12 protein-coding genes are annotated in these 13464 nt (G+C 69.1%); 5 read left to right on the plus strand and 7 right to left on the minus strand.

Translation table 11 applies throughout. The features are described 5' to 3' along the window. The first annotated feature begins 284 nt into the window (after positions 1-284). Genes VKZ50_08845 through VKZ50_08855 form a run of 3 tightly spaced genes read left to right on the plus strand, consistent with a single transcriptional unit; the run spans position 285 to position 3702 of the window. A complete protein-coding gene (locus tag VKZ50_08845; protein ID HLJ59823.1) occupies positions 285-1877 on the plus strand; it encodes an ABC transporter substrate-binding protein in 1593 nt (530 codons plus the stop codon). Between the two features lie 12 nt (positions 1878-1889). After that, on the plus strand, positions 1890-2828 hold the full coding sequence (locus VKZ50_08850; GenBank protein ID HLJ59824.1) for an ABC transporter permease: 939 nt from the start codon (positions 1890-1892) through the stop codon (positions 2826-2828). Next, the gene (locus VKZ50_08855; protein HLJ59825.1) at positions 2821-3702 is read left to right on the plus strand and encodes an ABC transporter permease; all 882 of its coding nucleotides are present in this window, start codon (positions 2821-2823) and stop codon (positions 3700-3702) included. The genes VKZ50_08850 and VKZ50_08855 overlap by 8 nt, the downstream gene beginning before the upstream one ends. Positions 3703-3907: 205 nt before the next feature. On the opposite strand, the gene VKZ50_08860 is transcribed toward VKZ50_08855, so the two are convergent. After that, positions 3908-4369 carry an isoprenylcysteine carboxylmethyltransferase family protein gene (locus VKZ50_08860; GenBank protein ID HLJ59826.1) on the minus strand — a complete coding sequence of 154 codons (462 nt, stop codon included), beginning with the start codon at positions 4367-4369 and terminating at the stop codon, positions 3908-3910. A gap of 11 nt (positions 4370-4380) precedes the next feature. Then, positions 4381-4830: a hypothetical protein gene (locus VKZ50_08865; protein HLJ59827.1), complete on the minus strand. Its 450-nt coding sequence runs from the start codon at positions 4828-4830 to the stop codon at positions 4381-4383. A 260-nt stretch (positions 4831-5090) separates the two neighbouring features. Here VKZ50_08865 and VKZ50_08870 point away from each other — a divergent pair, with 260 nt between their 5' ends. Continuing rightward, positions 5091-5711 (plus strand): helix-turn-helix domain-containing protein, encoded by a 621-nt coding sequence (locus VKZ50_08870; GenBank protein ID HLJ59828.1) that lies wholly within the window; start codon positions 5091-5093, stop codon positions 5709-5711. 169 nt (positions 5712-5880) lie between these two features. On the opposite strand, the gene VKZ50_08875 is transcribed toward VKZ50_08870, so the two are convergent. Next, a complete protein-coding gene (locus VKZ50_08875) occupies positions 5881-6657 on the minus strand; it encodes a 3-hydroxybutyrate dehydrogenase (protein HLJ59829.1) in 777 nt (258 codons plus the stop codon). A 463-nt stretch (positions 6658-7120) separates the two neighbouring features. On the opposite strand from VKZ50_08875, the gene VKZ50_08880 reads away from it, so the two are divergent. Further along, the gene (locus VKZ50_08880) at positions 7121-7891 is read left to right on the plus strand and encodes a 3-oxoacyl-ACP reductase family protein (GenBank protein HLJ59830.1); all 771 of its coding nucleotides are present in this window, start codon (positions 7121-7123) and stop codon (positions 7889-7891) included. 28 nt (positions 7892-7919) lie between these two features. Here the strand turns inward: VKZ50_08880 and VKZ50_08885 are convergent, their stop codons facing one another. The 4 genes from VKZ50_08885 to VKZ50_08900 are packed head-to-tail and all read right to left on the minus strand — an operon-like array spanning position 7920 to position 13384. Continuing rightward, entirely contained in the window at positions 7920-9125 is a 1206-nt protein-coding gene (locus VKZ50_08885) for an FAD-binding oxidoreductase (protein ID HLJ59831.1), read from the minus strand. 12 nt (positions 9126-9137) lie between these two features. Beyond that, positions 9138-9602, minus strand: a complete 465-nt coding sequence (locus VKZ50_08890; GenBank protein ID HLJ59832.1) for a DinB family protein — start codon at positions 9600-9602, stop codon at positions 9138-9140. Between the two features lie 40 nt (positions 9603-9642). After that, the gene (locus VKZ50_08895; GenBank protein HLJ59833.1) at positions 9643-11688 is read right to left on the minus strand and encodes a hydantoinase/oxoprolinase family protein; all 2046 of its coding nucleotides are present in this window, start codon (positions 11686-11688) and stop codon (positions 9643-9645) included. Then, positions 11669-13384 (minus strand): hydantoinase B/oxoprolinase family protein, encoded by a 1716-nt coding sequence (locus VKZ50_08900; protein ID HLJ59834.1) that lies wholly within the window; start codon positions 13382-13384, stop codon positions 11669-11671. Before VKZ50_08900 ends, VKZ50_08895 begins: the two co-directional genes overlap by 20 nt. Between the last annotated feature and the right edge of the window lie 80 nt (positions 13385-13464).

Raw genomic sequence — 13464 nt, forward strand, 5'->3', positions numbered from 1 at the left:
AACCGGGAGCGCCCGCATCAAGGGTATCGCCTGCAAGGCCGCACGCCGGCGACGCTGTTCGCCGGCAGAAAGGCCAGCTAACCCATGCCGCCGGGCTCGGTTGGAGTGCAAAAGTGTCAACACCTCGTCCACACTGGACACACTAGACGCGGCGTCTGCGCTAGCGTTCCGGTAACGAACGGGTATTGCCCTGCCAAACGGCAGGAGGAGCCCGACCAACACTCGAATACGCGGCAGCATCGTCCCCCATCCGGCCCTCGCGGGCTCCTTCAGGAGACGTCAGGATGCGTCGGATCGCGCGGTCGTGTGTGCTCGTATGTACGGCCTTGTTGCTCGTTGTTGCTCCGCAGTTCGCGCTTGGCGCGCCGTCCTCGAACGCCACGTTCACGTTCGCCCGTCCCCAGGAAACGGAGACGCTCGACCCGCACAAGACGACGGCCGTCTCGTCCGCGGAAGTCGACTACCTCCTCTACGACACCCTGGTCTCGCAGGACTACGCCAACGCGGTCAAACCGGGACTGGCGGAGAAGTGGACGGTCTCTCCGGATGGGAAGACGTACACGTTCACGTTGCGCCAGGGCGTGCGGTTCGCGTCCGGCAAACCGCTCACAGCGGCGGATGTCAAGTTCACGATGGATCGGTGGCGCGGGTTGAAGGGCTCTCCGACCGCGTTCAACATCAGCCCGGTCGAGAGCGTGGACGCGCCCAATCCGCGCACGGTCGTGATGCACCTCAAGGACCCGCTGTCGATCCTGCTTGTGAACCTCGCCAACTACTCCGCGAGCATCATCAACGCCGACGCCGTCAACCGCGCGGGCGACGATTACGGAACCGCCGTTGGGAAGGTCGACGGAACCGGCCCGTTTGTGCTCAAGGAGTGGGTGCGGAACGACCGGCTGGTCGTCACGCGGAACCCCGCGTACACCTGGGGCCCGTCGTTCTACAAGAACCAGGGGCCGGCACACTTCGGCACGGTCGTGTTCCATACGATCGTCGAGGACACGCCGCGCATCGCATCGGTGCAGGTGGGAGACGCCCAGTTCACCGAGTCGATCCCGGGGGAACAGGTGCCCGTCCTGGACAAGGACAAGCGCGTACAAGTGATCCGTTACAGCGACCAAAACACCGCGTTCATCGGCTTCAAGCTGGGGCACAAGCCGCTCGACGACCTCAAGGTGCGCCAAGCGATTAACTACGGGATCAACAAGCAGGAGATCATCGCCGGAGCTTACTACGAGCTGGCGACGGAGGCGTTCGGGCCGCTCGCCCCGGGCACCCCGGGCTGGTGGCCGGGCGTCCAGCAGGTCGGCTATCGCTACGACCCGAGCAAGGCGAAGCGGCTCCTCGACGAGGCCGGGTGGGCCCAGACCCGTCCCGGGCAGCCTCGCCAGAAGAACGGGCAGCCGCTGTCGCTGCTGTTCCTGTGGTCACCCGGGCCCGGCCTGGAGCAGCTCGTCAGCCTCGTCCAGTCCGAACTAGCGGGCGTCGGCGTCGGGGTCAGGCCGCAGAGCCTAGAATGGACCGCGTTCCTCGCGGCGCTCCGCGCGGGCCAGCATGACATGTTCTTCATCAACGTCCGGTACGTCACGCCCGACATCCTGTACTTCTACTTCAACAGCAAGCAACGACCCGCGCCGAACCGGTTCGATTGGGCGGACCCGGAGACCGACCGCCTGCTCGACCTGAGCCGGTCCAGCACGAACGAGCAAGAGCGCGCGGACGCGTATCAGAAGCTCCAACAGATCATCGTGCAGAACGCGATCTGGGTGCCGCTCGTGCACGAGAAACGCGTCGTGATCGCGACGCCGAACCTGGTGGTCCCGCAGATGCACGCGAACGTGCTCTACAAGATGCTCGACCTCGAGTTCAAACAATAGCGTAGCCGGGGCATGGCCTCATACGTCGCGGGGCGCCTGCTCCTGGCGGTGCCGGTGCTGCTCGGCGTATCGGTGCTGGTGTTTCTGATCCTGCACCTCACCCCGGGCAACCCCGCGCTCGTGGTGGCGGGGCCGGACGCGCCCCCCGACGTGGTGCGCGAGGTCGAACACACCCTCGGGCTCGATCAACCGCTGTACGTCCAGTACGCGAGGTATGTGGCCCGGCTCGCCCGTGGCGACTTCGGCCGGTCGATCCGCTCCCGGGAGCCGGTGCTGGACCGCCTCCTCTCGACGTTTCCGGTCACGCTCTCGCTCGCGGTCGTTGGCGTGGCGCTGACGATCGCGATCAGCGTCCCGATGGGCATCCTCGCCGCCTACCGCCGCAACTCGGTGCTCGATCTCACCACCATCTTCGTCGCCCTCGCGGGATCGGCGATGCCGGTGTTCGCAATCGGCTTGATCCTCTTGTGGATCTTCGCGATCACGCTGCGGTGGTTTCCGCTGAGCGGCTTTGCCCCGCTCACGACGGTCGACGGATGGCGCCACATCGCGCTGCCCGCGGTGACGGTCAGCAGCGGCACGATCGCCCTGCTGGCGCGCCTGACCCGATCGTCGATGCTGGAGACGCTCCACCAGGACTACGTCCGGACCGCGCGGGCGAAGGGCGTCTGGGAACCCGGGGTGGTCATCCGGCACGCATTTCGCAACGCCCTGTTGCCGGTCGTCACGATCGTCGGCCTGCAGTTCGGCCTGCTGCTGAGCGGCGCGGTCGTCACCGAAACGATCTTCTCGCTACCGGGCATGGGCCGGCTGCTCGTGGACGCGATTCTGGGCCGTGACTTCCCGATCGTCCAGGGAGCGGTGCTGCTGTTCGCGGTCACCTTCGTGGTCACGAATCTGGTCGTGGATATGGCCTACTCCGTGGTCGATCCGCGGATCCGGTATGAGTGACGCCGCGGTGACGCCGGCCACCCCCGCGGGGTGGCGTCCTCGGGGCGCGGCGCTCAGGCACCGGTTGGGGCGGTCGTGGCAGGTCCGGATCGGGGCGGGCATCGTCGCGGTCCTTGTCCTCGTCGTGTTGTGCGCGCCGATCCTGGCACCGTACGATCCGATCCAACCAAACATCCAGGCGCGGTTCGAGGGGCCGTCGCGAGCGCACCCGTTCGGCACCGACGACCTCGGCCGCGACATCCTCAGCCGGATCGTCTACGGCAGCCGCGTGTCGTTGGAGATCGGCGTCATCACGGTCGGGATCGCGTTCGCGGCCGGCGTGACGTTCGGGCTCCTCGCAGGCTACTACCCCCGGCTCGACAACCCGATCATGCGGAGCATGGACGTGCTCCTCGCGTTTCCGGGGTTGCTGCTCGCGATCGCGATCCTGGGAGCGCTGGGGCCGAGCCTCACGAACGCCATGATCGCGATCGGCGTGACGACGACACCGTCGTTCGTACGGATCACGCGGAGCGCGGTCCTCGATGTGCGGTCGCGCGAGTACGTGGAGGCGAGCCGCGCGCTCGGCGTCAAGGACGCCGGGATTCTCGTCCGGCACGTGCTCCCGAACATCTCCCCGGCCGTCATCGTCACGACCACGCTCAGCATGGCGAACGCGATCCTGGCGGCATCGGTCCTCTCGTTCCTCGGCCTCGGCGCCCAACCGCCGACACCCGAGTGGGGCGCCATGGTGTTCGTGGCCAAGAACTACCTGGGCCTGGCGCCCCACATCGCCCTCTTCCCGATCCTCGCGATCTTTGTGACGGTCCTGGGATTCAACTTCCTGGGCGACGGACTGCGGGACGCGTTGGACCCCCGGCTGTCCCGCACCTAGTACACCATAGCGGAAGTCCGTTGACAGTACCACTGAGGCATGGCATGCGGGGTGAAAGACCACGTGAACGGGTGCGCGTAGCACCGATTGTACTCCTCGAGCGCGAGCTCGATGCGCGCGATGAGCTCGGCGCGACTGGGACTAACACGATCCCGCAAGGACGGTTGGCTGAGCGGGGAGCGCCGGTTCGGCCATCGGCTCCGCATTACGCGCGAGGCCACCACCGCCTGACCCGGCCGCAATATGCTTCGTACGCGGCCCCAAACTTTCGTCGCATGGTGGGCTCTTCGTACAACAAGACAAAGAGATGACTGGCGAGGAAGAAGAGACCCGTATACGCAATGAGCGACAGCGAGTCGTAGAAGACGGCCGCGCCGGCAAAGATCAATCCTGCGCCGATGTACATGGGATTCCGCACGAAACGGTAGGGACCGCGTGTCACCAACCGGCTGGGCGCGGCGAACGGTGCGGGAGTTCCTCGGCCGATGAACGCGAAACTGGACGCGCACCACAGCGCGACCGCCCCGCCCGCAGCACAGATCACGATCCCGGCAACCTGGAATGCGCCAATCCCCGCGGGCCGGACGACGCCGGAGAAGAGGCGGACCGGTACATAGATGAGCACGAGGCCGAAGAGCAGAACCAGCACCCAGCGCCTGACCGGCATCGGCCCCCGACCTACGGCTTCACAGCCTCGATGCGAAGGCCCCAGAGCATGAGCGCAAAGGCGATGATACCCGTCGGTGCAGACGAGTACGCCACGACCTTGATCGCGGCTTCCTGAAACACGCTCCCGCGGGCGGCGCCTGCCGCTAGCGGCATGGTGGAGTTGCCGGCTCCCCAGATGCCGGCCATGACGTAGGCGGCGACAATGGCGAGGGCCGAGTAGACGAGAAACCAGAACGCGATCCGTGACGTTGTCGCGCCGAGATTGAGCCTGGGCCACAGCAAGCCCACCGGCAGCAGCAAGGCCCCCAGGAAGGCGCTCAGCGAATGTGCCGACAGCCCAAGACGCGGCACCGTGAAGTAGGGAATCGCAACACCCTCAAAGGACGTGAACACCAAGAGGGCGACGCCGACCTGGAGGAGCCGATGGCCCTGACGTGACAGCGCGGCAGATGTGGTCATGTCATGGGTCCTCCCGATTCGTCTCGCCGGGGCGGATTTCCACGACGGCCTGAATACGCCGCGGGCGTCCGCGCGGTATGCGCATCCGGGTCGTCGAGCAGCCGCTGAACCATCCCCGAACGAATCCGGCGAGGAGTCCCGCCTCACGCTCGTCGAGCGATCGCACGCTGGTCATCTCGCTGGTCCTTTCGGCGGAAACAACGCTGTGTCTGTATTATTTCGACATGCTGTATGATTAATTGTCAAGGGAGGGAAGCGCGATGTCTCCTCGTGCGTACAGCATGGAGAAACGTGGAGCCGCCGCGGCGGAAACACGCCGCCGCATTCTCGAGGCCGCCCGCCGTGTTCTTGCCGAGGCCCTGGACCCCGCACTCGGCATGGATTCGATCGCCCGCCGCGCCGGCCTCTCCCGGCTCACCGTCTATTACCATTTCCGCTCGCGCCCTGCTCTGCTAGAAGCCTTGTATGATTACCTCGCAATGAGAGGCAACATGCACCGCCGCGCGGCAGAGGCGCTCCGAGAACGCGACCCATCGGCCGTTCTCGCCGGGTTCGTCCGCGCATTGGTCGATTTCTGGGCATCGGATCCCGGTGTGATCCGCCGGCTCCACGCGATGGCGGCGCTCGATGCGGAGATTGCCACGGGCCTTCAGGCCCGTGAAACACGCCGCCGACGCGTGGCTCGCGAAATTCTCCAGCGCATGGCGGCGGGGAAGAAGCGAACGCTGGGGCCGCGGAGACACCGGCTGGCCGCGGATGTGGTCTGCGCCCTGGCGAGCTTCGAGACGTATGACGCTCTGGCCAGGGCGCGGCACGGCCGGGAAGAAATCATCGAGATGATCACTCGCCTCGCACGGTATGCGGTGGCGAAGGGAAGCTAGGAATCGAGTCGTTGCTCATGGATGCGACGCGTCTCGATCTCACATCAATTGGTCCGGACGACCTCTCGTAGGCGCAGCGGTTCTCTCGACGCCCTTGCCGCAGCGCTCTTGCGTGCTGTCTCGGGGTGTTGGCAATGTTGCACCGGCGCCCCCGACCTTCCCCCGCGGGCTACCTGGCGGTCCACCCTCCGTCGATCGACAGCGCCGTGCCCGTCACTACGGCCGCGGCGTCGGAACACAAGTAGAGCGCCAGCGCCCCGATCTCCGACGGCTCCAGCAGACGCTTGACCGCCTGGGGCTCGAGCATGATTCGCGCGACCACCTCGGACTCCGGAATGCCGTGCACCCGCGCCTGGTCGGCGATCTGGCGCTCCACCAGGGGCGTCCGGACGTAGCCTGGGCAGATCGCATTGACGGTGATCCCGTGCGCGGCCACCTCCCACGCCGCCACCTTCGTGAAGCCCACGACCCCGTGCTTTGCCGAGACGTACGCCGCCTTGAACGGCGACGCGACGAGACCGTGCGCGGATGCCACATTGATCACGCGTCCCCATTTCCCGCGGATCATGTGCGGCAGCGCGTACTTCGTGCACAGAAACGTGCCGGTCAACAGCACGGAGAGCAAGTAGGTCCAGCGTTCTTCCGGGAAGTCGACGATCGGGGCGATGTGCTGGAGTCCCGCGTTGTTCACGAGCACGTCGAGCCGTCCGAACGCCTCCACCGCGGCATCGACCATCTGCCGTGCGGAGGCGGCATCGGCGACGTTCGCCTGCGCGAACACGGCCCGTCGGCCCTCGCGCGTGAGGCCGTCGACCGCCGCGCGGCCTGCGGGTTCGTTCAGGTCGGCCACGCACACGGACGCGCCCTCGGCCGCAAGCGCGGTCGCGATCGCCAGCCCCAGCCCCGATGCGGCCCCCGTCACCACGGCCGCCCTGCCATCCAGCATCCCCACCGCCGTTGGCTCCCTTCCGGCGCGCCCGACGCGCCCAGGCCCTGTCTGAGCCCACCCGGACTGGGTTCGACAGGGACCGGGCCACTCTTGCCTCCCGGTGGCCGGGAGTGCTGCGCCCGATCGTACGCAGAACCTTCACCGTCCGTGCGGCGTCCCTTCATCGGGCCTGCGGCGGCGCACCCCGGACCCCGTGAACACGCGCGCCTGTGGATTAGCGGGGATTCCTGTGGGCGTTAATGGCCTGGGCCCCGGCCCTTAACAATTCCCGCGAAGTTCCAGCAACACGCCGGAGGTGGGCGCCGAGACCGGTACCTCCGCTCACCCGCGCGGGCTCGAAGCACCCTGACGCTTGATTCCGCGCCGCGAGTGCGCCGGCGCCGCGCCCGACAGAGGGATCCGTGCGAACAGCCAGGAAACACGAGCGAAGATCACGAGACAATCGGAGGGGACCATCTCGATGCTGAACAGCCGTTACGCGCTCGCCGGGAAGATCGCGCTCGTGACCGGAGGCAGTCGCAGCATCGGACGGGCGATCGCGATCGGGCTCGGCCGGGCCGGCGCCCACGTGGCGGTGAACTACCGCAACGCCGCGGCCGACGCCCTCAGCGCGGTCGCCGAGATCGAGGCGGCAGGCGTGCGGGCGCTGGCCGTGCAGGCCGACGTCTCGGACGCGCGCGCGGTCGTGCAGATGCTCGATCAGGTCGAGCGCGCGCTCGGTCCCGTCGACATCCTCGTGAACAACGCCGGCGTGCTGCGGCGGACGCCGTTTCTCGAGATCCCCGTGGACGAGTGGGAATGGATCATGCACACCAACCTGCGTGGCGCTTTCCTCGTCGGCCAGGCCGCGGCCCGGCGTATGGTGGCACGCGGGGAGAAGGGCTGCATCGTGAACGTCTCGTCCACGAGTGCGCGCTTTGCGACGCCAAACCTGGCGCACTACGAGGCGAGCAAGGGCGGGATCACGATGCTGACGCGGGCGATGGCGTTCGAGCTGGCCGCCCACGGCATCCGCGTCAACGAGGTCAATCCCGGTCTGATCGAGACCGACATCAACCGCAAGGACGTGCAGAACGCCGAGTGGCTGGCGGGACGGCTGCGCGGGATCCCGCTCGGGCGCGTCGGCACCCCCGAGGACGTGGCCGGCGCGGTCTTGTTCCTGGCCTCGCAGGACGCGGGCCTGATCACGGGCGCCAGCGTGGCGATCGACGGCGGGTCCACCATCACCTGACCCCTGCCGGGCGCGCCGCCTCCCCGAGCTACAGCACCCCGGTGTCGACGTTCGGCTCGCCCTCGTCGAAACGGGTCGGGCGGAGTGGGTGGACGTCGAGCGTGTGCGCGCGACCATCGAGAATCATCTCGGCGACGAGGTGCCCCAACGCGGGCGAGTGCATGACCCCGTGCCCGGAGGACCCATTTACAAGGAACAACCCCTCCACCCCAGGCGCGGCCCCGAGAATGACGTGTTTGTCCGGGCTCATCTCGTACAATCCGCACAGGCAGCGGTCGAGGTCGATCCGGGCGTCCCGCAGGCACGGCACGGTGGCGTGGGCGTACGGCAGCATCTGGTCGAGCCACCGCGGCTCGAACGTCGTGTCGAACGGATCGGCTCTTGGGGTGTCCCCGGGCCACAAGAGCAGCGCGCGCCCGTCGAGCACGCGGAAGTGGAACTTGTCGTCGACGTTGATCGTCATCGGGGTGTCGTCGGGGAGCGCCGGAAACGGATAGGTCAGCGCGGTCTGCCGCCGGAGCGGCGTCACGGGCAGGGTCACGCCGGCCGTGCGCGCAACGAGGCCGGCCCAGGGCCCCGCGGCGTTGACCACGCACCGGGTCGCCACCTCTCCGCGTTCGGTGCGGACGCCCCGAACCCGCCGCGCGTCCGGGACCGGCCCCCCGTCCACGAGACACGCCGCCTCGCCCACGCCGTACTCGATGCGCGCGCCCAGCCGCTCGGCAGCGGCGAGGTAGCCGCGCATGATCTGGAGCGGCACGATGTAGCCGTCGATGGGGCACCACGTGCCGCCGACGATGCCGTCCATCCGCGCCGCCGGCGACAGACGGCCGATGTCGCCGGGGTCGACCTCGCGCGCCTGGTGCAGGCCCGCGGCGCGCTGCACGCCGAGCGCCTGGCGCAGCGCGGCGAGCTGCGCCGGTGTCTTGGCCATGAACACGTACCCGACCGGCCGGTATCCCGGGTCCGCGCCGACCTCATCGCGAAACCGGAGCAGCTTCTCACGCGCCAGCAGTGACAGCCGGACGCAGACATCGGTCGTGAATTGCCCACGAAATCCGCCGCTCGCCTTGCCGGTGCTCCCGAGCCCGGGACGGTCGCGCCGCTCGAGCACCAGGACATTCCGACAGCCCCGCCGCGCCAGGTGGTAGGCGACGCTTGCCCCCACGACGCCCGCTCCGATGACGACGACGTCGGCAGTGTCCGTTGGCCCGCGCCCCGTGTCTTGCGTCACCCGTCGCCCATGCTAGCCGAAGAGTCTCGGCTTGCCGAGCAACGCCCGCAACGTCGTGATCTTCCCGACATGATACCCGCGATGGTACGTGCAAAAGATCAACATCTCGCCGACGTTGTGATACCGCCCGCGGCCGTCCACCGGCGTCGCGCCGTCGACGGTGCGGGCGACCTCGAGGAGCGCCTCGTGCGCGGCGTCGAACGCCGCCCACACATCGGCCAGCGGAGGATAGTCGGCGGCGCCCCCGCTGCCGGCCCGGAACAGCTCGTCAAACCGCGGGGGGATCGTGCACGTGCCGCCGGCCTTTTGCACGAATCCCGCATCGACGAGCGCGACGTGTCCGAGTTGCCAGACGATCGGGGCGAGCAGGCCGGCATGTACGCGGCCGGCGTCCTCGTCAGCGAGGTCGGCGACGCACAGGCGAAGCCGCTCGTGTGAAATGCCGAGTTGCTGGGCGATCATGGCGTTCTTGTCCATCGCGGTCCCTCCCGGGTGTAGCGCGTCGACGTCTCGCTCGTCATCCTTCCACCTGCATGTCGAGCCACCCCTGCGCGGTCACGCGCACGCGGTCCCCGGGGCGCGCCAGAACGGTGGTCGCGGCGGCCTCGAAGATCGCCGGGCCGGACACGTCGAACCCGGCCGGGAGCGCGTCCCAACGGTACACCGGCACCTCGCGCCATCCGCCGAGGTACGCCCGCCGCCGGCCGGGCGTCGCTTCGCCCTCCACAACCGGTGGCACCTCCGGTTCCGCCGGCACCACGGGCAGCCGGCCGATTACCGCGAGCCGGGCGTTGACCAACACGACGTCCTGATCGGGCGCGCTGTACGTGTAGAGCGCCTCGTGCCGCTGTTGGAACCGCGCGACCACCTGCGGGATCACGTCTGGCGCATCCAAATCCAGTCCATCGAGGGAGACCCCGATCTCGAAGATCTGCTCCCCATACCGCATGTCGAGGGACCGGCGCACCTCAAGGACACCGTCCGCCGCCGTCCCAAGCCTCGCCCGGCCGTCGCGCTCCATCTGCGCGAACACCCGCCGGAGACCCGCCGCGCCCACGCGGCGGATCTCGCCGACGTGCGTCCGCACCAACTCGTACCGAAGATCGGTGGCGAGCATCCCCCACGCCGAGAGCACCGCCGCCGCGCGCGGTACGACGACGCGCGCGATCTCGAGCATGCGCGCCACCTGCGTCGCGTGCAACCCGGCCGCGCCACCGAACGCGAGCAGCGCGAACCGGCGCGGGTCCACCCCGCGCCGCAGCGAGACGATGCGGATTCCCTCGGCCATGCTGGTGTTGACGAGCGTATGCACGCCCTCGGCCGCGACGACCGGGGGGCAACCGAGCCCCGACGCGACCCGCGCCACGGCGCGCTCGGCCGCGCCCGCGTCCAGGCGGGTGCGGCCTCCGAGAAAGTTCGCCGGGTCGAGGTAGCCGAGCACCACGTTCGCATCGGTCACCGTCGCCGCATTCCCCCCGAGGCCGTAGCAGGCGGGCCCGGGGCGGGCGCCCGCGCTTTCCGGCCCGACGTGAAGCATGCCCGCGGCGTCCACCGACGCGATCGAGCCGCCGCCGGCGCCGAGCGTATGGATGTCGAGGCTCGGCAGGGCGACCTTGTGGCCGCCCACTGTGCGGTCGCCCGACCGCGTCGGCTCACCGCTCTCCAGCAGCGCGATGTCCGTGCTGGTCCCGCCCATGTCGAACGTGATCAGGTCCCCCGAACCGAGCCAGCGCGTGGCGTGACGGCTTCCGGCGATGCCGCCCGCCGGCCCGGACAGGATCGCCCCGGCTGCCAGGCGGACGGAGTCCGGAACGGTGGCGACGCCCCCATGCGACTGCATCACCAGCACCGGACGCGCGTACCCGCTCGCCGCCAGGCGCGTCGCGAGCGTGCGGAGATAGCGCGAGAGCCCCGGGCCGACGTATGCGTTGACGGCCGTCGTGCAGACCCGCTCGTACTCCTTGATCTGGGGCAGCACCTCGGACGACACGCTCAGGTAGACGCGCGGCAGGCGCCGGATCACGGCCCGCCGCGTGGCTCGCTCATGCCGGGGATTCCGGTACGCGTGGAGGTAGCACACCGCGACCGCGTCGACCTTGGCGCGCACGAGCGCCCCGATCGCGCCGGCCAGCGACGTCGGGCTGAGCGGGACCTCCACGCGGCCGTCCGGCCCCATCCGCTCGCGGACGCCGAGCCGCAGCGCCCGCCGCACGAGCGGTTCGGGCGGCGGCACGCGCAGGTGGTAGCGCCCTTCCTTGAGGCCTTCGCGCATTTCGAGCACGTCCCGGTGGCCCGCGGTGGTCAACAGCCCGACGCGCGCGCCCTTGCGCTCCACCAACGCGTTTGTCGCCACGGTCGTCCCGTGCACGAAACGGTCGGTGTCGGCAAGCAGCGCCCGCAGGTCGCGTCCCAGCGCGCGTGCCAACAACCGCAGGCCGTCGAGCACGCCGAGCGACGGATCCGGCGGGGTGGACGCGACCTTGGCTACGGTGACGACCCCGGCGGCGTCCACGGCCACGAGATCGGTGAACGTGCCCCCCACATCAACGCCGACGCGATACACGGCGACTCCTGCGCGCTCCTCGAGCCGCCGCGCGGGCGCCGCCCTTGGGCCGCGCCCGCCGCGGCGTCACCATGCCATCGGCCAGATCCGCAACGATCGCGCGGGGACCGCGCTCGCGCGGATCGCCGTACCCGCCTCCACCCGCCGATTCAATGAGAAACACATCCCCCGGGGCCACCGGGATGCCGACCGACTTGGTCGCCAGCAGCCGCGTCCGCCCCCGCGACATCAGCCGGTACCGGTGCGGCGCGCCGTCGCGCCCGCCGAAGAGACCGTACGGCGCGTGCCGCACCCCGTCGCCGGCGGTGTTCGCCACGCCCGCCTCGGTGGTGCGCATGTACATCTCGAGCACCGACCCGACGCCGCCGCGGAACTTCCCGCGGCCTCCGGAGTCGGGACGAAACTCGTGGTGTGCGAGCATCAGGGGAAACCGCACCTCCGTGACCTCGACACTGCCGAACTTGATGCCACCGGCGGCCTGCCCCTCCCCCGCCGTCGGCCACCCGTCCCCCGCCGCCGAGGCACCGCCGCCGCCGCGGGCGTGGAACAGGTGCCAAATGAACGGCCGTGCGGTGCGGGGGTCCACCCCCCGGATCGCAATTCGGAACCGCCGAGACCAACCGGCGATCGCCCGGTCGGGACACGCGGCGGCCAGCGCCTTGATCACTGCCTCACCGATCTCCTGGCCGCAGTGGTTCGTGGCCAGCGTGACGGGGGCCGGGGGATTCGGCCACACGATCGTGCCCGGTTTCGCCTTGACCGTGACCGGCCGAAACGTCCCATCGTTCTTCGGGATCTCGGGATCCAGCAAGTACGCGAGCGCCATGAATACGGCGGACATCGTGTTTGGGTAGGATGAGTTGACGAACCCGGTGACCTGAGGCGCACTATGGGTGAGATCCACCGTGAGGCCGTCCCCGGCTTTTGTCACCGTCGCCCGGATCGCGATGTCGGACGTCCCGTGCCCGTCGTCGTCGAGTACCGCCTCGCCGCGGTACACGCCGTCGGCCCACGTTCGGATGCAGGCGCGCGCCTGCCGCTCGGTCCCGTCAAGGATCTCGTCGACCGCTTCGGCGACGACCGCCGGTCCGTATTCGGCGAGGAGTCGAGCGAGGCGCTGCTCGCCGAGACGGGCCGATCCGATCGACGCGCGGAGATCGCCGAGGAAATCGCGGGAATGCCGCACGTTCGTCGCGATCATCCGCATCACGTCGTCGCGAACTTCGCCGGCGTCGTAGAGGCGGAGCGGAGGAATGCGGATGCCCTCCTGCCAGATCTCGGTCGCGCCCGGATTGTAGGCGCCGTGCGTGGAGCCTCCGATGTCGCTCTGGTGCGCGCGGTTGATCGACCAGAACGCCAGCCGCTTTCGAGCGAAAACCGGCAGGAGCACGGTCAGATCCGGCAGGTGGTTCCCGCCGTGGTAGGGGTCGTTCAACAGGAAGAGATCGCCGGGGCGAATGCGATCCTGGAAGGCCTCGAGCACGGACCGCACTGCCCAGGGCAGCGCGCCCACGTGGATCGGGACGTGCTCGGCCTGAGCGACGAGCCGACCGGTGCCGTCACACAGCGCCGTCGAGAAATCGCGGCTGCTGTTCAGGATCTGTGAGTAGGCGGTGCGGAGCATCGCTTCGCCCATCTCGGCAACGATCGCCACGAACCGGTGCTGGATGACCGAGACGGTGATCCGATCGGGCACGGTCCCTCCCGAGGTCTGGGGTCCTGCTGCTCCCGTGGTGGTATTACGCGGCGGGCGCGCCCTCTCCTACGCGGCGCGTC

This window comes from bacterium, assembly GCA_035295165.1.
Taxonomy (GTDB): Bacteria; Sysuimicrobiota; Sysuimicrobiia; order Sysuimicrobiales; family Segetimicrobiaceae; genus JAJPIA01.

Excerpts from the sequence above, each read along its gene's own strand:
- VKZ50_08860 (HLJ59826.1), bottom strand. The coding sequence starts at position 4,369 with ATGCCGGTCAGGCGCTGGGTGCTGGTTCTGCTCTTCGGCCTCGTGCTC.
- VKZ50_08855 (HLJ59825.1), top strand. The coding sequence starts at position 2,821 with ATGAGTGACGCCGCGGTGACGCCGGCCACCCCCGCGGGGTGGCGTCCT.
- VKZ50_08875 (HLJ59829.1), bottom strand. The coding sequence starts at position 6,657 with ATGCTGGATGGCAGGGCGGCCGTGGTGACGGGGGCCGCATCGGGGCTG.
- VKZ50_08870 (HLJ59828.1), top strand. The coding sequence starts at position 5,091 with ATGTCTCCTCGTGCGTACAGCATGGAGAAACGTGGAGCCGCCGCGGCG.
- VKZ50_08880 (HLJ59830.1), top strand. The coding sequence starts at position 7,121 with ATGCTGAACAGCCGTTACGCGCTCGCCGGGAAGATCGCGCTCGTGACC.
- VKZ50_08845 (HLJ59823.1), top strand. The coding sequence starts at position 285 with ATGCGTCGGATCGCGCGGTCGTGTGTGCTCGTATGTACGGCCTTGTTG.
- VKZ50_08890 (HLJ59832.1), bottom strand. The coding sequence starts at position 9,602 with ATGGACAAGAACGCCATGATCGCCCAGCAACTCGGCATTTCACACGAG.
- VKZ50_08865 (HLJ59827.1), bottom strand. The coding sequence starts at position 4,830 with ATGACCACATCTGCCGCGCTGTCACGTCAGGGCCATCGGCTCCTCCAG.
- VKZ50_08850 (HLJ59824.1), top strand. The coding sequence starts at position 1,890 with ATGGCCTCATACGTCGCGGGGCGCCTGCTCCTGGCGGTGCCGGTGCTG.